Origin of the sequence: Streptomyces sp. 2A115 (assembly GCF_052245575.1) — a bacterium.
Lineage (GTDB): Bacteria > Actinomycetota > Actinomycetes > Streptomycetales > Streptomycetaceae > Streptomyces.
This window is the reverse complement of the sequence record NZ_JBQQCG010000133.1, coordinates 1-21,259: the sequence shown is the minus strand read 5'-3', so window position 1 is coordinate 21,259 and position 21,259 is coordinate 1. Positions and strand designations below refer to the sequence as shown.

Genomic DNA, 21,259 nt, shown 5'->3' with positions numbered 1-21,259 from the left:
CGAACGGCGCCACAGAGCACTCAACCCGCGCACAGAAGCCAACCACCCACCGGCCAAAAGCCGTTACGCGCCCCGGATTCTCATCCCGCTACGGTGCCGGCGCACAGCGCCGTCATGGGTACTTTTCCCAGAACCTCGATCGTGGCCTCCTGCTCGCGAACCTTCCGCCGCAGCCGGACCAACTCCTCACGCTCCGCAGAGGTCAAAGCCCCGGCGGGCCCCTCACCGCGGTCGGCCTTCGCCTGCTTCACCCACCCGCGCAGCCCTTCCGGACTCACGCCAAGATCCCTCGCGACCTCGGTGACCGTCTTCTCGGAGGACAACGCCAAAGCGACCGCGTCCCGCTTGAACTCGGCCGTGTACCGCTTGCTCATGTTGCTCTTGTTACTCACTACCTGTGACTGCTTCCTCCGGGACCATCCGTCCCAGTATCAAGCTGTCCGGCTGGCAGGGGGAACCTCAGCACGACGGCGGAACTCGCCGCGCGCTCGGACCAGTTCGCCTCCGAGATCGGCAAGGCCATCAGGCCCGCGATACGCACCCGCGCCACGGTATCGAGCGTGTGGCTGGTGTGGGAGCGCCAGGAGCTGGACCGCAACACGTACACCTTCACGCGCGTCCACGAACTGCATCTGGGCAAGGCCGCGCTGAGCTAGTGCTCTGACCACGTAGGTTCGCCGGGTCGGTGGCCCGGGCGGTTGGATGTGCGGTGACGTCCGATCCAACTGCCGGGGGGTGTGGTGGCTGAGCCTGTCCGTGTGCGCAGGTTGACCGACCAGGAGGGGCAGAGACTGCAGCAGATCGTGCGCCGAGGGAGCACCAGTTCGGTGCGGCTCCGGCGCGCGATGATGCTGCTGGCCTCGGCCGGCGGGAACCGGGTGCCAGTGATCGCGAAGCTTGTGCAGGCCGACGAGGACACTGTCCGGGATGTGATTCACCGGTTTAACGAGATCGGCTTGGCCTTTCTGGACCCTCGGTGGGCGGGAGGTCGTGCCCGCCTTCTCAGTCCTGACGATGAGGACTTCGTCGTTCAGACGGCCACCACGCGCCCGACCAAGCTCGGCCAGCCCTTCACCCGCTGGTCGCTCCGCAAACTTGCCGCCTACCTGCGCAAAGTCCACGGCCGCGTGATCCGGATCGGCCGCGAGGCGTTACGGGGCCTGCTCGCCCGCCGCGGTGTCACCTTTCAGCGGACCAAGACGTGGAAGGAGTCTCCCGACCCGGACTGTGACGCCAAGCTGGACCGCATCGAGCAGGTGCTGGAGCGATTCCCGGCCCGGGCGTTCGCGTTCGACGAGTTCGGCCCGCTCGGCATCCGGCCCACCGCCGGGTCGTGCTGGGCCGAGCAGGGCCGGCCCGAGCGGCACCCCGCCACCTTCCACCGCACCCACGGAGTCCGTTACTTCCACGGCTGCTACTCGGTCGGCGACGACACCCTGTGGGGCGTCAACCCGCAACAAGAAGGGCGCCGTGAACACCCTGGCCGCACTGAAGTCGATCCGAGCGGCCCGCCCGGACGGCGCCCCGATCTACGTGATCCTGGACAACCTGTCCGCCCACAAGGGCGACAAGATCCGTAGCTGGGCAAAGAAGAACCGCGTCGAGCTGTGCTTCACCCCGACCTACGCGTCCTGGGCCAACCCGATCGAAACCCACTTCGGACCGCTGCGACAGTTCACCGTCGCCAACTCCCACCACCCCAACCACACCGCGCGGACCCGCGCCCTGCACGCCTACCTGCGCTGGCGCAACACCAACGCCCGCCACCCCGACGTTCTCGCCGCCCAACGGCGCGAACGCGCCCGCATCCGCAGCGAAAAGGGCATCCGCTGGGGCGGACGCCCACTCGCCGCGGCCTGACCGCCCGTCTCGGGTGCTGGTCGGCCTCTCCACGGCGCCGGACCTTACCGAGACATCGGCTTGAGGGCTTCGGCAATCTCTGGCACCAGGGCCTCGTAGGCCGCGCGCGACAGGTGCATGCCGTCGGGGTCGAACGCGGCGGGGCCCAGCCGGTCTGTCACCGCGCGCACCCTGATCGCAGTGCCGCCGGCCGTCGTGACCAGCTCGGCCAGCACCTCGGCATAATCCCTGATCAGGTCGTTGACCTCGGAGGTGTCGAACGGCTCGGGAGCACGAGCAAGGCCCGGGGGCACGAGCGCGACCCACCGACCACCGCGCTCCAGCTCGCGAGCCACGTTCTTGCGGAAGAGGCCCAGGGAGCTCGAGAAGGCCGGATGGTTGTCGCTGCTCCCGATCGACAGCACGACCGCGTCATACGACGCCGGATCCCGATCGCCGACCTGGCCTCGCAGGGACCCCGACCAGGCACCGCCGACCGCGCAGGACTCGACGTCGCCGCCGAACGCTAGCGGCACGAGGTCCGGGTACTGGTCCTGAAGCACCGCGAGGTTGCTGTCACCGAGCAATAGAACGGTCATATGAACATCCTGCACCAGGACACTGACACGGCCCGCAGACCAGGCACGACATCGAGGACTCCACCCGTTGCCGCGGCCGCCATGGCACGCAGCTCATGAAGCAATCCGGCGAACCTATGCGGTCACAGCATTAGTCAGTTGCCGTGTCCATGCGTGGGCCTTGAACGCGCGCAGCTCTTCGGGACGAGCACCGGACACCTCGGAGCCGAAGCTGTTGCCTGCGTCGTGTACGGCGACGATTCGAAGGGGGCCGCTGGGAGGCTGGTCATCGCGGCCTCCGGGCGAGGGGGGCCAGGCTGAGGGCGACCACATCGTGGTCTACACCGAGAATGACGGTGCCGTCGGCGGTGACGGTTGCAGCCATCGGTTCGGCAGGGAGGTGATAGGTGGTGAGACAGGAACCGGTGGTCAGGTCCCACACCCGCACCGACCTGTCCCAGCTCGCGGTGAGGGCGTGGGGGCGGCCGTCCAGCTCCGTCACCGCCAACGACGTGACCGCCTTGGTGTGGCCGGTGAGCTGGCGGATCTCTTCCCCGCTGGTCAGGTCCCACACCCGCACCGACCCGTCCCAGCTCGCGGTGAGGGCGTGGCGGCGGCCGCCCACCTCCGTGACGGCCACCGAATCAACTATGTCGGTGTGGCCGGTGAGCTGGCGGATCTGTTCTCCTGTCGTCAGGTCCCACACCCGCACCGACCCGTCCCAGCTCGCGGTGAGGGCGTGGGCGCGGCCGCCCACCTCCGTCACCGCCAACGACGTGACCGCCTTGGTGTGGCCGGTGAGCTGGCGGATCTCTTCCCCGCTGGTCAGGTCCCACACCCGCACCGACCCGTCCCAGCTCGCGGTGAGGGCGTGGGCGCGGCCGCCCACCTCCGTCACCGCCAACGACGTGACCGCCTTGGTGTGGCCGGTGAGCTGGCGGATCTCTTCCCCGCTGGTCAGGTCCCACACCCGCACCGACCTGTCCCAGCTCGCGGTGAGGGCGTGGGGACGACCGCCCACCTCCGTCACCGCCACCGAATCAACCACGCCGGTGTGGCCGGTAAGCTGGCGGATCAGGGCTCCGGTGGTCAGGTCCCACAATCGGACCGCCCCGCCGTTGCTGCCGGTGAGGGTGTGGGGGCGGCCGCCCACCTCCGTCACTGCCACCGAAGCAACCATGTCGGTGTGGCCGGTGAGGGTATCCAGTTCTGCCGGGAGCCGGCTTTCGGTCGCCCATTGCACCTGCCAGTCATTGTCGCCGGGCAGATCGGCCTGCAGGCGCTGGTTGCGGTAGCGGGCCGCGTCCAGGGCCAGGAGTTGGCGGCGCGCGGCCGGCGGCAGAGTGTGGTGTACGCCCCAGGACGCCCGATACACAGCGGCGTTGAGTCTGGCTTGCTCTGATCCGGCGTGGGGCAGGGCGTCCGCCAAGGCATGCGGGTCCGCGTGCACAAGGAAGCCGCTGTCCTGGAGGAGGTCGTCCAGATGCCCGGCGTCGAGAGCGTGCTGGGCGGCGTGCCGCAACAGATAGGGGGTGGCCAGGTGCCACAGCCTCCGGCCCACATCGTCACAGGGCACACTGTTCAGGAGCTGCTCGTCGAGCCGTTCCGCAGCTTGGAGCTGTCGTAGCTTCTGACCCGCACCGTCTCCGGGCACACCGTCGTCCACGATCCGCTCTTCCGTTGGGCGGAGTTCATCCCATCCGGTGGTGGACGGCACCTGGCGTGGTGGCTCGCTCCTTGGCGGGTGACCGGTGTGGGTGTAGGCGGCCCACAGGCTGGGGGTGTTCGGGTACAGGTCGCGCAGGTGCCTGGTGGCTTGGTGAAGGGCGTGGGCGCTGCGGTCTGCCTGGGGTGGGACGGTGCCGTTGTTGGTGAGGTGAGTGTAGAAGTCGGCGGCGAGTTTGGCGGCGATGCGATCGTCGACCCGCCATAGGGTGCCGATGACGTGGCGGTAACCAGCGAGGTGGAATGCGCCGGTGATGTGTAGAGACTCGTCGACCAGGCGAGGTGCGGTGACGCTAGTGTCGCAGGCAGAGAGGAAGGCCAGGTCGGCGGTGAGGTCTAGTGCGGTGATGTCGGCGACGGTCAGGGGGGCGTCGGCATGGTCGGTGAGGACCAGGTGGCTGGTGTCGGGGGCGGTATGGTCCGCGCGGCCGTGGCAGGCGAAGTGGGCGACGCGGCTGCGAGGGAGCAGGTTGAGGACGGCGTCGCGGGTGGGAGCGTCGAGGACCCGGGCGTCTGGGACAAGTCCGGCGAGGGCGGTCGTCTCGGTGCGAACGCCCGGCAGGTGCCCGGCGGCCTCAGGCGCGGGGATGATGAGTGTGTGAGATTCCCCGGACTCGGGCCGGTGTTGGCGGGGGCGGGCAAGCCCTCGCACGGTGAAGGTGTAGGAAGTGATGACCCGGTCGAGGACGGTGCGCCGGCCGTGTTCCTGCTCGGGGTCGTTGTTGTGGTGGCCGGCCGCGTGGAGGGGGAGGTCGGCGAGTATGCCGACGGGACACCACCACAGGCGTGGCCAGGCGGTGCCAGGTGGAGGGGCGCTGGTGTGGCTGAGGTGGGCCAGGACGGGGTCGGCGACGGTGTCCCACAACCATGCCAGGACGGCCAGGATTTCCTGTTGGGCCCTGGCTCGCGCCCGGGGGGCCAGGTCAGTGTTGCCGGTGTTGTGCAACGCGGCGCGCAGGAGGTCTGCCCGTTCGGCAGCGGCCTCATGGGTCAGCTGGGGCAGGGGTACGACATCGACGGGGTTGTCGCGCCTGTCGGAGAGGATGACGGCATCGCAGCGAGTGAGGCTTGCGGTGACGAAGACGACGGGTCCGGCGTGGGTGTGGCGGGCGAGTTCCTTGACTGAGGGCGCGCGGAGGAAGTCAGAGCATTCCGGAAGCGCGCGGATACGCGCAAGCAGGCGTTCCCAGGCGTCGTGAGCCGCTATCCGGTCTTGGGCCAGGCGCTGATGTGATTCCTGGACGGCCTGCGGCGTTTCTGTCGTTCCGGCGCTCGGCGAGAGGGCTGGCTGAGGACGGTCCAAGGCAATCAAGCGGGCGCGCAGCCCCTCGAGTTCGTCCGCCAACTCAGGAGCGAGTTCACGCAGGTGGTATATGTCGCTGTTGCGTAGGTCGAGGAGGTCGGCGGCGAGAATGCCGCGGCTGCGCTCCAGCAGTTCCACCGCCCGCGCCGGGCTGCCCGCGGCGAGCGCGGCGGCGGCGGCCTCTTGGGCCAAGCCTGGACGGCGGCCGAGTTGGTGCTGTCGGTCCGCGCGCGTCAGCCTTCTCGGGGCGAGAAGCGGCAGCAGATCGATGGCGTCTTCGATGGCCTTGAGGCCGGCCAGGGCGGCGTCAGGGCCAGCATTCATCGCTTTGACAGCGTGCACCAGCGCGAAGTCCCGGTACGCCGAGATGCGAGTGAAGGTCTCAGAGGTCACGTTGTCCGCGGCCTCACGGAAGCAGCGGCGTGCCTCATCCAGGCTTCTAGGCCGCGGGTCGTTCTCGATTAGGTTTCCTACCACCGTCCATCCGAGGTTTCTGAGGCGGCCCGCGCGGTCGGGGTGGTTGTCGGGGGTGGCGGCTACTGCCTCCCGAAGTAGTCGCACCGCTTCGCTCAAATTGCTGGCCTCGCCTGTGTGCTCGAACAGGGCTGCAAGGGCGATTCCGACGTTGTTGAGGCGTTCGGCATGGTCGGGGTGGTCATGGGGCGTGGCGGTGAGTGCCTGCCGGCATAGCGTCACGGCTTCCCGAACTGGATCGGCCTGGCCGACACTCCTGGGCAGGGCTAGCAGGGCGAGCCCCAGGTTGCTGAGGCGGGCGGCGAGCTTCGGGTCGCCACGACGGGTGGCCGTCACCGCCTGCCTACTCACCGCCACCGCCTCCTGCAGCGCCTGCACCCGTAGAGTGCGCTCGAAGTCGTACATCAACGCCATCCCCAGGTTGGTGAGGAAAGCGGGCTCGTGAGGGGTGGCGGCGACCGCCTCCTGAAATAGTTGCACCGCCTCGTCCAGTGCGTCGCCTTCACCGGTGCGCAGGAATCGGTCCTTTAGGGCGATCCCCAGACGGTTGAGGCAGTCCGCGCGGCTGAGGGGGGTGCGGGGGGCGGCGGCTACCGCCTCCCGAAGTACGTGCACCGCCTCGTCCAGTGCGTCGCGTCGGGCGGTGCACCGGAACAACTCGTGCAGCGCACCCCCCAGGTTGGCGAGGCAAGAAGCGCGATCGGGATCATCGTGGGGCATGGCGGCTGCCGCCTCCCGGAGCACCGCTACCGCCTCGTCCAGTGCGTCGCGTCGGGCGGTGCGGCCGAACTGGGCCCACAACGCCGCCCCGAGCAAGTTCAGGCGCACCGCGCGGTCGGGGTGGTTGCGGGGCGTGGCGGCCACCGCGTCGCGCCTCACCGCTACGGCTTCCTCCAGCACCTCAACACGCCCGGTCCGCTCGAACAACAGGGAGCAGGAACGCCCGAGATTCGCCAGGATAGTGGCACCGCTGTGGTGGTCGCGGGGCATGATGGCCACCGCTTCGCGCCCCACCGTGACGGCTTCCTCCAGCACCTCAACACGCCCGATGCGCTCGTACAGACTCTGCAGCTCGACACCGACATTGCTGAGCAGTCCGGCGCGGTCCTCCAGGTCTTGGGCTTGGGCCGCCGCCCTATGGCTCACCTGCATGACGGCTTTGAGCGCCTGTACGTGGCCGGTCTGTTCGTACAGCGCCTGAAGGTCGCGTCCGACCTTGGTGAGGATCCCGACGCGGTCGGGATCGTCCGCGGGAAGTGTTTGGAGCTCCGGAGGAAACAGAGCAAGGATCTGCGGCAGGATCTGCTGGAAGGCGACCCGTTCGTCCATGCGCTCGTACGCGATGGGAGTCAACACATCCAGGCCGCGGGCGTCCCTGCTGACTTTGGTGGGCTCCTCCTGTGAAGGGGAGTCGAGGTCCTCCCGCTGCAACGTGCCGTGCAGCTGGCTGGGTACGGACTGGGGGCTCACCCGATAGACCGGGGTCAGGTAAGCGACGGCTGCGGCACGATCAGCCTCCGGCGGGCCCCAGGTACTGTAGCGGGACCGCAACCAGTGGTACCAGCCCAGCGCGTGCGCGACCAGCAGATCGCGGTCGGTATCAGCGATGTCTTCCAGGACCGCCACAGCCTGGCGGGCGTCGTCCCTGATGAGGTACAGCTCGCGGATGTCCGGCCCGAGCAGACGAGTGGACGGACTCATCACCCGGTCGAGGCAGTCGTTGAGCGCGGCGAGCGCCGCCTCTCGGCTCGGCATAGCGGATCCCCCTCATCAAGTGGCTCGGCCCTGAAGTCCGAACCCCGTATCCAGCCGGACCACAACCACACCCCCGCAACTCTGATGCTGCGCCCTGGGCAGATGCTAACCACCGCGCCGACCGTCCCGCATTCCCTACACTTTCCCAACTCGGGCCCTTCACGGCGCCGTTGGCCAGTACGAGTACGTGATGCCCGACCATAGGAGCGACCGAGAGGGGGACTTTATGGGCGAACTAATGGGACACCGCGTAGGTCTGCTGTGCGATCAACTCAGCCGCTGGCCGGAACTGGCGGAGATGATCCGCGACGGCGGGGCACACACACAGCTTGAGGAGCTACTGGCCCTGCTGGCCGGCCCGACCAATCCCGATGAGCAGCGTGTCACCGAGCTGGTCGCCGCGATCGAGGACGCCTGCGCCCGGCAAGGGCTGCCCGCGCAGAGCCGCGGCATCCCGAGCCTGCCTCCCGGGATGGGAGAGGGGCCGACGGGACACCCAGCGGGATGGACATGCCCCCTGGGCAGGTGCTCCCGCGTGGTCCTCCCTGACGAGACCGAGCACCCGCCGACCTGCGCGGCTGCCCGCGGCGAGGACACGGGGATGAAGCCCTATCTGACCAATCCACGGTGATGAACGCCTTCCTGACCGGGATCGGCACAAGGCTCGCGGACCGCTGGGTCAACGCTCTGCTGCTGCCCGGCCTACTGTGGAGCGCCTTGCTCGCGGCCGGCCTGTACCTGGGGCAGGACCGGACCTTCGCCGTCGCGGGCCTAATCGGCTGGCTCGACCAGCTAGCCTCCCGCCCTGCCGCCCAATCGACCGGAGCGGTCGTGCTCGCCGCATCCGCGATCCTGCTGGCCAGCGCTGGCGTCGGACTGCTCGCCGGCGCCCTCGGCGCTCTGGTCGAACGTCTGTGGGTACTGCCCGGCGACCGACCGCCCGCCTCCTGGCTGCGTTCTTGGCGCCGTCGCCGCTGGGTTGTGGCGCGCGAGCGGCTCAGGACCGCGATTCGCAACGCCACCACAGCCAGCGGTGCCGACAACGCCCTGACCCACGCCACCGCAGTGCGGGTCCAGCAACGCCGCCGCAACCGCCTCGGTCCCACCCGCCCGGACCACGCCACCCGAATCGGCGACCGCCTCGCAGACGCCGCCACCCATGCCCAGACCGTCGACGGGCTCGACGATCTTGCCCTGGCCTGGCCTCGCCTCTGGAGCGTCATGCCCAGCGAGGTACGCGCAGACGTCGCAGCCGCCCGCGACGCATACGCCGCAGCCGCACGACTCGCCGCCTGGGCCCTTCTCTACCTCACCGTGGCTGTCGTCTGGTGGCCTGCGGCCCTCGTCGGCACCGCGGCCCTGATTGCCTCGGTGCTCCGCGGAAAGGCCGCCGCCGATGTCCTGGCCTCCCTGATCGAGGCCGCGTGTGACGTGTATCTACGCGAACTGGCCGAACGGCTGGGCGTCCCCACCGACGAGCCCCGCTTGGAAATCGGACACGCGATCAGCCAACGACTGCGCGCCACCACTCGCCCAACTGAGGGACCCCCAAGACGCGGAGGTTGATAGGAGAAGGGGGCGCTGACCGTGATGGCCACCGCCCAGAAGGCGGTGGCCTCCCGTCTGCCGTGGACAAACTCGTCACGCCCGGCAGAGCTGTCGTAGTGATCGGCGGGCCAGCCCTCGGCGCCATCCAGCCGCCCGCCTGGCTGGACGCCGTCGCCGAGGACCGCACCCGCTACCTCGGGTCCGAGTGGCGGGCCGGATCGTGACCGTGTGTCCGGCCGCGCGGCCGACTAGGCAATCGGCCGTTGCATGGTCGAGGAGCCATCCGTACCGATGCGCTTCGCCCGGATCGAGCCCTCAGTCTTCCCACTCCAGCATTCCGACGTGCGCGGCGCGATGAGAATCCGCCGACCCACACGAGAACCCGTGAGAATCCCACAGCTTCAATGCGACAGGCCACGATCGTTCGTCTCACATTGGTGGCCCATGGGCCGGACACGGGCCACTAACAATGAGAAAAGGACATTCCGAATGCGGACCTACACCGGGCGACGAGCGCCTCCAGCTCTTGGTCCTGATCGTGTGGGGTGAGATACACGTGGAGCAGGGTCTCGCCCTCTGGCCACACGTCCTGGGCATGCTGGAACACGAACGGCTTCATGACCACGCACCGTAGCGTCTCAACCCTGAACGCGCGTCGGGACTAGGCGAGTTGGGTACGGTCCGACCGGCGGTCCGGGTCGTTCGGCGGCGGAGGCGAATCATGAAGAGTGCGCACGTGGGGCTCGCGGCGTTCGAGACCAGAGCGGGCGAGGCTGCCCGGACCCTGCTGCACAACCAGGGGTACGACGGCGGGTGGGGCCTCACCCTGACCTCGGTCTCGTCGATCGTCAACACCAGCGAGGTCCTGCCGATTCTGCGGGCCGCCGGCATCGCCGGACAGCCGGTTCGCCAGGGGCTCGACTTCCTCACCGGCGCCATCCCGGAGCACTCACGGCCCCGGCCCAAAGGCGGTCGTGGTGAGCACACCCGGTTCATCGCCTTCGGCTTGGCCGGCCTGCTGTCCCACCCTCGCTTCTTCCACCACAACGGCGTCGCGGAGACCGCGGCCTGGTGCGTCGGCTGGCTGGAGGACCACCAGGTCGACCACGGCTGGCCCGAAGTCCTCGGACTCGACGACACCTCGCTGCACCAGACCGCCCTGGTGGTGCACCGGCTCGCCGAGCTCAGAGATGCCCTCCACGACTTCGGCCCCGGACTCCTCTTACCCGGCGGGGTGGAGACCAACAGCCTGCTGGAGCGCGTCGAACCGCTGATCGACCACGGAGTGCACGGCCTGCTCTACCACCGGCGCCCCAGCGGGGCATGGGGGTGGCGTACCTACATCGACACCGACCCGAGCCCGAGCAAGACCGCGCTGTTCCTGCTCGCGCTGTCGGCCGTCTATGCCGGAACCGGGCCCGGCGGCGAGCCCGCCTACCGGGACGTCCCGAGGGAGGCGGGCGGGGTGCACGGCCCAGTGCAGCAGAAGCGGCTGTCCGAAGTGGTCGTCGAGGCCGGCCAGTGGCTGCTGCACAACCACCACCGGTGGGAGACGTTCGTCGAGGACGACAAGGACGTACAAGGCACGGCCTGGGAGCACATGGCGTACGCGCTGTGCACCCAGGCCGCCACCCGGGCCGGCGCGAGCCCGCGCGATCCCCGCCTCGCCAAGGCGTGGAAGTTGATGAACGACCTGTGGGACCCGGAGGCCGGGCTGTGGAACGAGCCGGGTGCCTCGGGCAAGCGCGCCACCATCCGGGCCGCGTACTACACGGTGTCGGCCTACGAGGAAGCGATGAAGCGTCTGGCCCGAATGAACCTTGCCGACAGCACCTCCGAGGACGTCAGCGAGGCGTCGGCCGAGATGGTCATCGTCCATGTCGCACTCGGTCCGGGCCGGACCGTCCTCCTCGGGGCACGCGACAGCGAAGGAAGCGTGGCGTGTGAGCTGTCGGAGCGCCTGTTCGACGTGGTGAAGGTCGTGTACGACGCCCCCGAGGCCGGTCTGTCGACCGAGCGGATCGCGGCGACGCTCTACGTCGCTCCGTCCTCGGTGCCCAAGTACGTTCAGCGCCTCAACCAGGCCGTCTCTGCGGCCTTCGGCGGTGCCCCGGCCCGGCTCCTGCTGGCCAGCACGGTGGACGGGGCCAGCGGGTATCGCCTCGCAGGGCGGTAGGCCGCCGCCTACTACGTGGCGCGCTCCCCGGCCACTGGGTAGTTCAGCAGGGCGAACCGCGCCAGGGAACGGACCTGGTCGAAGGTCTTGAGGGTGTCGAGGTCCTCCAGGCCGAACCAGGCGGCCCCGTGCACCTCTTCGAGCTGCGCCGCCACAGCCTGTTCCCGGGTGCCCGGCTGCCGCTGGACGTAGAAGAACTGGACCAGCGCCGGCGTCGGAAAGCCTTCGCGCTCGATGTCCACATAGAACGGCACGGGTTCAGGAGTGGCGTTGTGGTCGGCCGGGTGGATGGCCGGCTGGCTGGAGATCGCCTCCACCAGCAGCCCCGTCTCCTCCTTGAACTCGCGCACCGCCGTGCCCGCGAAGGACTCCCCGGGCTCGATATGACCGCCCGGCGGAACCCATTTGTCGAAGCGGTTGTGGTGCACAAGCAGCACTTTGCCACGCTCGACGAGGTAGCCCGAGCAGCAGTACACCAGACCGATATCGCGGGCGGTCTGGCCGTCGTGGATCAGAATCGAGCGAGGCACCCCGCCACGATAGCCCACAGGGAACCACTCGAACTCCCGTGCAGGTGAAGCCACTTCAGCACAGTGTCAGCGCCGCACCGATGACATGTCATCGGCAATGACACCGCGATGTCATCGCGTACACGTCACGGCGGGACGGATCGTGGTCGTATCCCCGGCCCGCGGCTCCCGCTCGCGGCCGGCGATGCCCTCTGTCCGTTGAGGAGAGGACCCCCGATGCGCTCTCGCCCGTCCCCGTGGCGTGCCCGGTACCAGCAGCGGTTCGCGGCTCCGCAGACCGTTGTGGTGCAGCCCACGACCTGGTGCAATCTGGACTGCCGGTACTGCTACCTGCCCTTTCGTAAGGTCAAGCACCAGATGCCCCTGGAGGTGGCCGAGGCCCTGGCGCAGGCGGTGGCCCAGTTCGACGACAGCGGCCATCCGATCGGCATCGTCTGGCACGGCGGGGAGCCGCTCGCCGTGGGCCAGCAGAAGTTCGCCGCCCTGCTCGCGCCGTTCGAAGCCCTGCGGCGGGCGGGCCGAGTCCACCACTATGTGCAGACCAACGCCACGTTGATCACCGAGACGTGGTGCGACCTGCTGGCCGCGTACGACGTCCGCGTCGGGGTGAGCATCGACGGCCCGGCCGCCTTGAATGCCGAGCGCGTCGACCTGCGAGGCAAGCCCGCATTCGACCGGATCCTGCGCGGCATCTCGCATCTGCGCGAGCACGGCATCCCGTTCTCCGTAATCTCGGTGGTCGGCACCCTAGGCATCGCGATGCCGGAGGAGCTGCTGGAGTTCTTGACCTCGCTGGGCGGCCATTCGGTGGGCTTCAACATCGAGGAGATCGAAGGGGTCAACACCGACCGGCAGCCGCCCACCGCGGTCCAGGCCGAGGAGTTCTGGCGCCGCACCCTCACCTGGACCCGCGAGCACCCTGGCGGCCCGGGGGTCCGGGAAGTCGAACGCCTCGCCGAGTACCTTCAGCTGATCCGTTCCGGCCAGAGAGCTGAATGGGACGGGCGCCGCCTCGACCCGATCCCCACCGTCTCCTGGAAGGGCGACGTAGTTCTGCTCTCCCCGGAACTCGCGGACACGGCGGCGCCCGAGTACGGCGACTTCGTGGCCGGCAACATCCTCGACCGCTCCCTGCCCGAGATCCTCCGTGATGCCCACCGGCTGCGCTACGTACGCGACTTTCTCACCGGCCTGGACCGCTGCCAGGCCGAATGCGAGTTCTTCGACTTCTGCCGCGGCGCCCAGGCCGCCAACCGCTACTTCGAGAACGGCGACCTCACGACCACCGAGACCAACTACTGCCGGGTCTCCCGGCAGGCCCTGGTCACGGCCCTGTCCACGCTCGCAACCAAGGAGGCTGTTGCATGAAGATCCTGGACCGACTCGCCACATCCGACACCCCCGTCGTGATGGAGTTGACAGCCACGCACGACGTCCCGACCCCGGTGATCGTTGAAGCGACGTGGGACAACCGGCCCACGTGGGACAACTGGGCGAAGAACCCGGCCCCCTTCGACAACCGCCCGACCTGGGACAACTGGAACAAGAAGAAGTAGGCCGCGCCGCTGCTGGCACGCCCCGGGCGTGCCAGCAGCGCCGGCGACCGAGCCACTGCGCTGAAAGGCTGTTGATGGACACCCGCACGATCCGCCGTACGAGCGTCACGCTCCCTGCCCTGAACGAGCCGGGCCTCTACCTCTCCAACATCACCTCACTGGAGGGCGGCCGTGGCCGGGTGGAGGAGTTCCACTACGCCGACGCCGACCTGCGGGACCTCGACCTGGCCGACACCCACCTGATGGACGGACGGATCACCGGCCTCAAGGCCCAGCGCACCCGCCTGGAGAAGCTCCGCGTCGACTCCGTTGAGTTCACCGGCTGCGACCTGTCCTCCCTGCAGTGGACCGACAGCAAGATCTCCCGAGCCGTCTTCCGTGACTGCAAGCTCATGGGCGCCGCACTCGAAGACGTCACGCTCGACAACGTCCTGTTCGAGAACTGCAAGCTCGACTACAGCACCCTCACCCGCGTCCGGGCCGCCGGGCCCGTGATCTTCGCCAAGTGTTCGCTGCGCGAGACCACCTTCGCCGCCGCTGACCTCGGCGCCGCCCTGATCGATGACTGCGATCTACGGCTGACCGAGTTCGACGGCGGGAAGTACCGCGGCCTGGACCTCCGCGGTAACGACCTCTCCCAGCTGCGCGGCCTGGCCTCGCTCAAGCAGGTCGTCATTGACCACGCCCAGACACTCCAGCTAGCCGAGGCACTCGCCGCCGAGCTGGACGTCACCTTCGGTGAAGACCTCGACGACAAGTAGCCCCGCACCTGCCCTCGGGAGGACGGCCATGGGCCCGCGACTCGTATTCGACACGTACGGACGACATACGCGGCCGGTGCGACACCGCACCGGTCCGGCAGACCGGCAGCGAGCCCGGCTACGACCACGGCGCCATCGTCCCCAGCGACGACTGGGTACCCCTCACCGCCGAGGAGGCCGAGCGGCACCAGGCCGACGACTCGACGCCGGACAGCATCCGGATCGAGCTCGTACGCCGACCGCTGCCGGACCTCGCCTCCGACGACCTGGCGGGCCGCCTCGAAGGCGCCGCCCGCCTCGACCCCCTCAACGGTCGCTGGCCCACCGAACTCCTGGGCTGCGCGGCCAGCCCCGGCAACTGGGCCACCACCACCGAAGACTCCGCCACCGGCCGACGCATCGGCCTGCACGTCGACAACTTCGACCGGCTGCCGTACCCCAGACGCCACCAGGGCCGCAGACGGCTCTGCCTCAATCTCGGCCCCGGCCCGAGATACCTGCTCATCGGTGACCACGACATCCAGCAGATCTGCCGCACGCTCCACGCCGACCCGGACCGGCACCACCCACACACCGAGGACATCCGCCGGTACGTCGCCACAGGACACCCGTTGCGCTGCCTGCGCATCCGCCTCGATCCGGGCGACGGCTACATCGCTCCGACCGAGTTCCTTGCTCACGACGGCTCGACCGCCGGAATCGACCAGCCCTCCGTTGCCGCCTTCTGGCTCGGCCAGCCGCCAAACGCGTCATGACCGATCAGCCACGAAACCGAGCTCAAGGACCGGGAGACCCGAGCATGGACGCGACGGAGCCCCACCCCGCCCTCGACCCTGCCGTCGCCTGGCCCACGCTCGCCATGTGGGTTCGATGGGACGGCGAGCGTCTCAACCTCGTGTCGCTGGCACCCGCACGCGGCGCCACGGCGGATCAAGTCCTGCTGCCGTGTACCCCGGAGCTCCTGATACAGCTCGGGAAGATCTCGCTCGGCAGTAGCCGTGCCGGCCTGTACGCCGCGCGCCTGACGGAGGACGGTGCGGACCACCGTCTGGTGCTCTGTCAGCGAGGTTTGGAAGGTGCGGTCCGGATCAGCGGAGCCGTGTCCTCGATAGCAGAGTCGCTGTACGGGAAGACCCGAGCAGCCATGCTCGCGGCCGGCCGGGAGCAGAGAGCCGCAGGGAACCAAGACGAGGCAGCGCAGTGGAGCGCGATGGCCCGCCAACTGCTGATGGCCAAGCGGGCGAGTCGGCGCGGACGTAGTGTCCGCACGGTCTCGGGCGGACTGCCGACACTCGGCAAGCACGGATGACTGGAAGGACGAACTATGGCAAAACTCGGGGCATTCCGAGAGATCCAATATCCGACGCTACCGTTAACCGCCGAGGTCAGCCTGGATCACTTCCACCAGATCCACCGACGCGTACGCCGAGTACGCCCCAGCCACGCACCCCTCCGTGTCGACACCATCGCCTTGGTCGGCGTCGTTGCCAACGACGCCGAGAAGACCATCATGTGGGACACCCTGGCGACAATCCCGCTGAGTGGCACCTCGGGGTGATAGGGCTGATCGCAATCGAGAGTGTAGTGGCGGGATGTCGGTCTCTCGGTAGCGTCAGGAGTCGGTGGACTCGACCGGCTCCTCTTTCGCCAACCCGTCCCGCAGCTTCTTCGCAGCAGGTTTCACCTTGTTGTTCCAGAAGGGCTTGACGTGAGGAGCGATGAGAAGAGCGCCCACTACGACTCCCCCGATTGCCAACTCTTTCCAACTGGGCTGAGGATCGTCCTCATCGCCACTGTTACTGCGGTCCACGAAAGGTTCGCACACGAAAGTGTCTTCTTCGTCAGTGGGAGGGTCTCCTGCGTCGAAGCTTCCGGGGGTGGCTTCCATGTCAGCCCTCAGCGCCGCTGCCGTCGCGTCGCTCCAGGTGCGGGTTTCCCAGCTTCTGTTGTACTGCGCGTACCCGCCCGTGCCGCGCGAGTGGTGCTTCTCCTCGGCGTATTGCTGCCCCTTCTCGGTGAGCCCATAAGCGCCGGGGTTTCCGTACAGGTATCCGTGGTCCTTGAGAAGTTCGTTCATTTCGCGAGCCGTTCGGCCAAACTCCCCGCCTAGCACCCGCGCTGACTTTCCCATGGATCAGCGTCCCCCTCTTCCACTCAGCAGTAGCCCGCCCGAGGTTTTCATCGTACCCGTGTGGCACACGGTGGCGTCAGCCTCAATCGCCGCCCGAGCAAAGTCAGCGGACTCGGCGCAGCGAGTCCGGGCCGGGCACCGCGCGGGCCGCCGACGGGGGCACCTTCGGTCGGCGAGCGGAGGGTGTCGGTGGAGCGCCTACGTCGGCAGGTGCAGCACCCGATCGTCGTCCGTCACTTCGTACACGTCGATCCGCAGCAGCCTGCGGACGTGTACGGGGACGCGTTCGACAGCCTTGACGGACGAGGAGGGCACGACCAGGGCGTACCGGATGTCCGGCCCCTCGTTCGTCATCCGGCGCAGCAGCTGTCCGTAGGCGATGTCGGCGTCGATGCCCTTCTCGCTGGTTCGTCCCTTGGCCTCACAGATCAGCCGCTCTGTGCCGCGAACCGCCTCGATGTCGGTCCAGCGGTCCGTGGGAGTGACCGGGGTCCAGCCCTGGGCCAGCAACCACGTGCGGAAGGCGTCGGTGACCCGGTCCTCGTCACTGTCACGTGCCAGGATCGCTCGCAGCGCCACGAGATCCGCTTCCCGGTTGCGGCGCAGACGCCCGCGACCGTCCGCGTCGAGATCGGCGGGACGGATCACCACCAGGCGCAGGCCGTGAGCGGGGATTTCGGCGTCGCGCCGGGCGTCGTAGAGGGCTCGTTGCTCGCCCCGGTGGACGCCGCTGACGGTGAGCCGATCGGGCTTGTCGAAGTGCGGCATCGGCTGGTCGTGCTGCAACTCCCGGTACTCGACCACGAGCTGGTGCCCCGGCCAGTAGGCATCGACGGGCAGTTTTGCCCGCCGCCCGCCCGTCCCCGGGTCTCCCAGCAGCCAGTCGAACTTGTGCTGCGTCAGGGCCGGCTCACCAAGCACCTGATTGCACAGATCAACGACGTACGCCTCGTCGCTCTCATCTCTGTTGGTCATGGCCGGGCATCATGCCACCCGCCACTGACATCAGAGAGGAGAGAGCCCCCGGTTCCCGATGCAGCAGGCACGCTGCTGTGCCGCGACCGGCGGCGCCGGGACACCTTCGTCATGTTCTTCGCCGACAAGGAAGCTGCTTCACTCCGACCGGAGCCAGCGGTCCCTACGCCCGCACGGCTACGCATTCTGATCTTGCCGCTTGAGATCGGAAGGTACAGGCAGCGGCTCGGAGAGCGCCGTCAGGCCCGTGGTGGCTAGGGAGGTCTCGTCGAGATCTCGGAGGCCCTCCGGTTGCCGCCAGTGGAGCAGGAGGCTGTCCTCGGCCGCGGTGCAGCGCATCGACGGGGCGACCTCGTCCAGCAGGGGGAGGAGACGGGCGCAGGTTTTCGGGACGTTCACCTCGGCGATGCCCAGGAGTACGTACAGGCGGTCCTCGTCGATGGTCAGTTCCACCGACATCGGGTGGTCCACCGCGCCGGCCGCCTGCGCCGTCCAGACCAGGACTTCCCTCAGCGCGCCGGCCTCCGCGGCGCTCAGTGCCAGGCCGCCGCGCTGGCCCGTGCCGTCGGACAGACGGACGTCTGCCGTTTCCGCCGTCCGTGCCCACCATGAGCCCAGGGCGCCCCGCAGGTCCGCAGGCTGCTCCGCCGTCGCGGCGCGCAGGGCCGCCGTAGCCGCAAGCTGAGTGGACGCATCCGCCGCGCCGACAGCGACGCGCCGCAGTGCGGTACGCAGCAAGGAGTCGTCGCCGTAACGGAGTTGGGTCAAGCACTGAGTGTAGAAGCGGGTCAGACGTTCGAGGGTGTCCCCGGGCAAGGCTCCCACCAGGGTCTGTGTTCGGTGCGCCCAGGCGCGGAAGCCCTCCGCGTCCGCGGACGCCAGGAGATCCAGGCCCAGGTCGCCGCCGCGGGCGCAGTTCAGGCGCTCCTTCGGCAGCAAGTGCGGTGCCTGGTGAAGCTGCTGGCGCAGAACACCGCGCAGAACTGTTGTCTCCTGCACGGACCACGTGCGGGTGGTACCTGAGGCATGGGCGTGCAGCAGGGCGAGAACCTCTTGTGCGGCGTGCTGCTTGGCCGTGGTCTTGCTGCCCACGACCGGGGTGCCCGTCCAGCGGACGGTCTCCGCGCCGCAGGTGAGAACGAGCTCGCAGTACCGTTCCTCGGCATGGTCCTCGCCACGAACGTAGAACTCCGGCTCGTGCAGGCGGATACCGAAGCGGCTGCACAGGTTCTGCAGCTGCGTGACCGGGTCGTGGCCCTGGTCCAGCGTGGTAAGCCAGGTGTGCAGGACGTGCGGGCGCCGGGTGAGGAGCCGCGCTCCCCGCTGCCGCCAGGCGACGGCCAGGACGGCCTGCGCGGCGTCCTGGCCGGGGTTGGAGCGTGGGTTGCGCCTTTCGCCGGTGCCAATGAGCATGCCCGGGCTCAGGCGGAGTGCCTCGCCGAGACGGCCGCACTCCGCGTTGGCGACCGAACCGATCCGTGCTTCCTCGGGAGCGGGCCGCAGTCCCCTAGACGCCGCCTCGTGCGCCCTCTCGTAGGCCATGAGGGCCCGGGCTACGTGCGAACCAGTGTGCGCCAGCAGGGAGTTGCTCCGCTGATGGGCCGACTCGACGAGACCAGCGTTTTCAAAGGTCCAGGATTTGTGGGTGAGCGCCTGGGCCAGCCACGGCTCCGCCGCACCCGGCAGCCCGAAGCCCTGCCGCAGGTCGCGTATCGCCTGCACGTGACCCGGCTCGTCGATCCCGTAGCCGTAAGGGGCGACGGGGGCGGGGGCGCGCCGGGGCGGCGGTGCGGCGGAGGCGGCCGTTGGATCGTGGCGGCTCAAGAAGGCGTGGGCCGCAGCCTGGCGCGCGGCCTTCTTCGAACCGCCGGCCGCGCTCGCCGTACGCCCGTCGCCCGCACGGACCGTGGCGGTGAACGTCCTGTTGTGGTCCGGGCCCTCGGTGTCGTACGACCACTGCATGCCGCGGACGTACGGCCGCTCCTGGAGCAGTGTGAGCCAATCGCGCTGCGGGACAGTGGCCCCCGAGCCCCGGCCCGCGTTCCTGGTCTTCGCCGCGACCAGCCGGCGCGCCGGCTCATGCGCGCCGATCAGGACGAGGGCTCCTATGACCTGTAGCGCCAACCCTTCGGCAACGCTCGCCGTGTCGCTCTTCTGCTGCCCGCGCCCCAGGTGGGCGAAGCCGGCAGCCGCCGCCCAGACTCCCAGCTGCCGCACGGCATCCTTGCGGTGATGGGCGAGGCGAGCCGACTGCGTGCCCTCGTCCCGGTCCTGGAGTTTAAGATCCGCTGCGAGGGCATCCAGGACCAAGAGGTTCAGCCACGCCCCGCCGAGCGAACCAAGCATGTTCAGGGTGTGCAGCGTGAGCAGGCCCGCAGGACCGTGCACATCCTCGTAGACGTAGCTCGTGTGCAGGGTCGCAATCCGCAGCCACCGCGCGTGCACGGGGTCGGCACCCACTCTCAGACCGGCCGACGCAAGATCCGCTTCCAGCGCGGCACTCAGGTCGATCGCGTCAAAGGGTGCGCCGGGGTCCGCCAGCGGCGGACGTACGACGTCCATCGGCTCCAGCCCCACCCGCTCGACGACGGACGTGGTAGAGGCCACGGCGCCGACCCGCCGCTGCGGCTTCGCCATGATCGGCTGCTGCCGAGGAGGCCGACGAGCCTGCACAGCGGTGGCACTACGCTGCACCGGCAGCGACGCCTCCAATTCCCTGGCCAGGTCCTGCTGCAGCCACCACGGCAGATCCCGCCACGCGTCCGTGTGGTCCGGGAAGAAGCGCACCGCGCGGAACGAGGCAGCCGCCCGCGCCGAGTCGTTCGCGGAAGAGTAGCGCCGGCCGACAGCACGCAGTGCGCTGCGGAGGTCGGCGTGGAGCACCTCGCGCCCCATACCCAGGCTGTAGGTGCGGATCCGGTGGGCCGTCTCGATCGCCGTCGCCATCCTGTGCAACGGCGTCGACACGGAACTCGGCGCGTCGCGCAGCGCGACGATTCCAACCCACTGATTCATCGGCGGTCCCCGTACGTCATGCGAGCCCCGTGTCGTCGGCACACGGCCGGCCACTCCAAGCCGCGCCCCCGCCCAGTGGATCACGGCAGGGCAAGCTATGGGCGGCGTTTACACAGTTGAGGCCGCCCCTCTGCACGGGTGCACTCTGGTGCATCGCCCAAGAGACAGCCTCCACTCCGGTCACTGATGGGGCCGATTCAGATCACGGTGGCGGGACAAAGCGACCTGGCCGAGTTGTACGCCACGGCCGAGGTCACCCAGGGGCGCCTCCACCAGATCCACCGGCACGTACGCCGGGTGCGCCCCAGCCACGCACCCTGCATATCGAGTCCATCACGCTGGTCGACCTCGTCGCCAACGACACTGAGAAGACCATCACTTGGGAGGCTCTCGCCCTCCACTGGTAGTAGGCGTACGCACGCTGTTGCCAGTTCGGTCGCGGTGGATCAGGTGCGGCAGCCTCACGGCGCGGATGAGAGCAAGAACGGCATCGTCTCCTCTCGCCGGGGGGCTCGGATGGACGAGGTGAGCGAACTGCAGCGACCCGGCGGTAGTGCAGCTGCACAGGTCAGAGCGTTTTGTTCGGCGGACTGTGTCGGCTTCAAACTGGTCGGGCCGGTGAGCGATGCCGAAGGCTTCGTTCTGCGTCGCGAGGGCGTCGCTATTACAACCGTCGCTCTGTGACCCGCAGTTGATGGGCCGATAGCAGATCGGCACACGTACCGAAGTGAATGGCCTGATCTTGGTATCTGACTATTCATGCCCAACTAGTGTCCTGCGCCAGAGATCCGTCGGCAGAAGCGGGCGAGGGAGTCGAGGATCTCTTCGGCTGTCTTGGTCCAGATGAATGGCTTGGGGTCTTGGTTCCAGTCCTTGACCCAGGCCCGGATGTC

16 protein-coding genes and 1 pseudogene are annotated in these 21,259 nt (G+C 68.7%); 10 read left to right on the top strand and 7 right to left on the bottom strand.

Translation table 11 applies throughout. From position 1 onward, the window contains the following. Positions 1-80: 80 nt before the first annotated feature. A complete protein-coding gene (locus ACTWQR_RS52805) occupies positions 81-374 on the bottom strand; it encodes a transposase (protein WP_443234508.1) in 294 nt (97 codons plus the stop codon). 366 nt (positions 375-740) lie between these two features. On the opposite strand from ACTWQR_RS52805, the pseudogene ACTWQR_RS52800 reads away from it, so the two are divergent. Continuing rightward, positions 741-1,860 (top strand): annotated as a pseudogene (locus tag ACTWQR_RS52800) (IS630 family transposase). A 44-nt stretch (positions 1,861-1,904) separates the two neighbouring features. Here ACTWQR_RS52800 and ACTWQR_RS52795 read toward each other — a convergent pair. Together ACTWQR_RS52795 and ACTWQR_RS52790 are read right to left on the bottom strand one after the other, a co-directional pair. Then, the gene (locus ACTWQR_RS52795; RefSeq protein ID WP_443234507.1) at positions 1,905-2,426 is read right to left on the bottom strand and encodes an SGNH/GDSL hydrolase family protein; all 522 of its coding nucleotides are present in this window, start codon (positions 2,424-2,426) and stop codon (positions 1,905-1,907) included. A 277-nt stretch (positions 2,427-2,703) separates the two neighbouring features. Beyond that, positions 2,704-7,674 (bottom strand): CHAT domain-containing protein, encoded by a 4,971-nt coding sequence (locus ACTWQR_RS52790; protein ID WP_443234506.1) that lies wholly within the window; start codon positions 7,672-7,674, stop codon positions 2,704-2,706. Between the two features lie 238 nt (positions 7,675-7,912). Here ACTWQR_RS52790 and ACTWQR_RS52785 point away from each other — a divergent pair, with 238 nt between their 5' ends. From ACTWQR_RS52785 to ACTWQR_RS52770, 4 genes are all read left to right on the top strand, one after another. Continuing rightward, complete coding sequence (locus tag ACTWQR_RS52785) at positions 7,913-8,305, top strand: hypothetical protein (RefSeq protein ID WP_443234505.1); 393 nt, start codon at positions 7,913-7,915, stop codon at positions 8,303-8,305. Beyond that, positions 8,305-9,240, top strand: a complete 936-nt coding sequence (locus ACTWQR_RS52780; protein ID WP_443234504.1) for a hypothetical protein — start codon at positions 8,305-8,307, stop codon at positions 9,238-9,240. Before ACTWQR_RS52785 ends, ACTWQR_RS52780 begins: the two co-directional genes overlap by 1 nt. Before the next feature lie 62 nt (positions 9,241-9,302). After that, complete coding sequence (locus tag ACTWQR_RS52775; protein ID WP_443234503.1) at positions 9,303-9,446, top strand: hypothetical protein; 144 nt, start codon at positions 9,303-9,305, stop codon at positions 9,444-9,446. A gap of 497 nt (positions 9,447-9,943) precedes the next feature. Beyond that, positions 9,944-11,398 carry a hypothetical protein gene (locus tag ACTWQR_RS52770; RefSeq protein WP_443234502.1) on the top strand — a complete coding sequence of 485 codons (1,455 nt, stop codon included), beginning with the start codon at positions 9,944-9,946 and terminating at the stop codon, positions 11,396-11,398. Positions 11,399-11,409: 11 nt separating this feature from the next. Here ACTWQR_RS52770 and ACTWQR_RS52765 read toward each other — a convergent pair whose 3' ends face one another. Further along, positions 11,410-11,928 carry an NUDIX hydrolase gene (locus tag ACTWQR_RS52765; RefSeq protein WP_443234501.1) on the bottom strand — a complete coding sequence of 173 codons (519 nt, stop codon included), beginning with the start codon at positions 11,926-11,928 and terminating at the stop codon, positions 11,410-11,412. 216 nt (positions 11,929-12,144) lie between these two features. On the opposite strand from ACTWQR_RS52765, the gene amcB reads away from it, so the two are divergent. The 5 genes from amcB to ACTWQR_RS52740 all read left to right on the top strand — a co-directional run bounded on the left by amcB (position 12,145) and on the right by ACTWQR_RS52740 (position 15,803). Then, positions 12,145-13,296: a cyclophane-forming radical SAM peptide maturase AmcB gene (gene amcB, locus ACTWQR_RS52760; RefSeq protein ID WP_443234500.1), complete on the top strand. Its 1,152-nt coding sequence runs from the start codon at positions 12,145-12,147 to the stop codon at positions 13,294-13,296. Then, entirely contained in the window at positions 13,293-13,484 is a 192-nt protein-coding gene (gene amcA, locus ACTWQR_RS52755) for a multiple cyclophane-containing RiPP AmcA (protein WP_443234499.1), read from the top strand. The genes amcB and amcA overlap by 4 nt, the downstream gene beginning before the upstream one ends. A gap of 74 nt (positions 13,485-13,558) precedes the next feature. Next, on the top strand, positions 13,559-14,245 hold the full coding sequence (locus tag ACTWQR_RS52750; RefSeq protein ID WP_443234498.1) for a pentapeptide repeat-containing protein: 687 nt from the start codon (positions 13,559-13,561) through the stop codon (positions 14,243-14,245). 799 nt (positions 14,246-15,044) lie between these two features. Next, positions 15,045-15,554, top strand: coding sequence for a hypothetical protein (locus ACTWQR_RS52745; RefSeq protein WP_443234497.1), 510 nt, complete (start codon positions 15,045-15,047; stop codon positions 15,552-15,554). A gap of 15 nt (positions 15,555-15,569) precedes the next feature. Continuing rightward, entirely contained in the window at positions 15,570-15,803 is a 234-nt protein-coding gene (locus tag ACTWQR_RS52740) for a hypothetical protein (RefSeq protein ID WP_443234496.1), read from the top strand. 54 nt (positions 15,804-15,857) lie between these two features. Here the strand turns inward: ACTWQR_RS52740 and ACTWQR_RS52735 are convergent, their stop codons facing one another. The 3 genes from ACTWQR_RS52735 to ACTWQR_RS52725 all read right to left on the bottom strand — a co-directional run bounded on the left by ACTWQR_RS52735 (position 15,858) and on the right by ACTWQR_RS52725 (position 20,366). Beyond that, entirely contained in the window at positions 15,858-16,322 is a 465-nt protein-coding gene (locus ACTWQR_RS52735) for a hypothetical protein (protein WP_443234495.1), read from the bottom strand. Between the two features lie 252 nt (positions 16,323-16,574). Further along, the gene (locus tag ACTWQR_RS52730) at positions 16,575-17,351 is read right to left on the bottom strand and encodes a hypothetical protein (RefSeq protein WP_443234494.1); all 777 of its coding nucleotides are present in this window, start codon (positions 17,349-17,351) and stop codon (positions 16,575-16,577) included. A gap of 177 nt (positions 17,352-17,528) precedes the next feature. After that, positions 17,529-20,366, bottom strand: coding sequence for a putative dsRNA-binding protein (locus ACTWQR_RS52725; protein WP_443234493.1), 2,838 nt, complete (start codon positions 20,364-20,366; stop codon positions 17,529-17,531). Positions 20,367-21,259 lie beyond the last annotated feature (893 nt).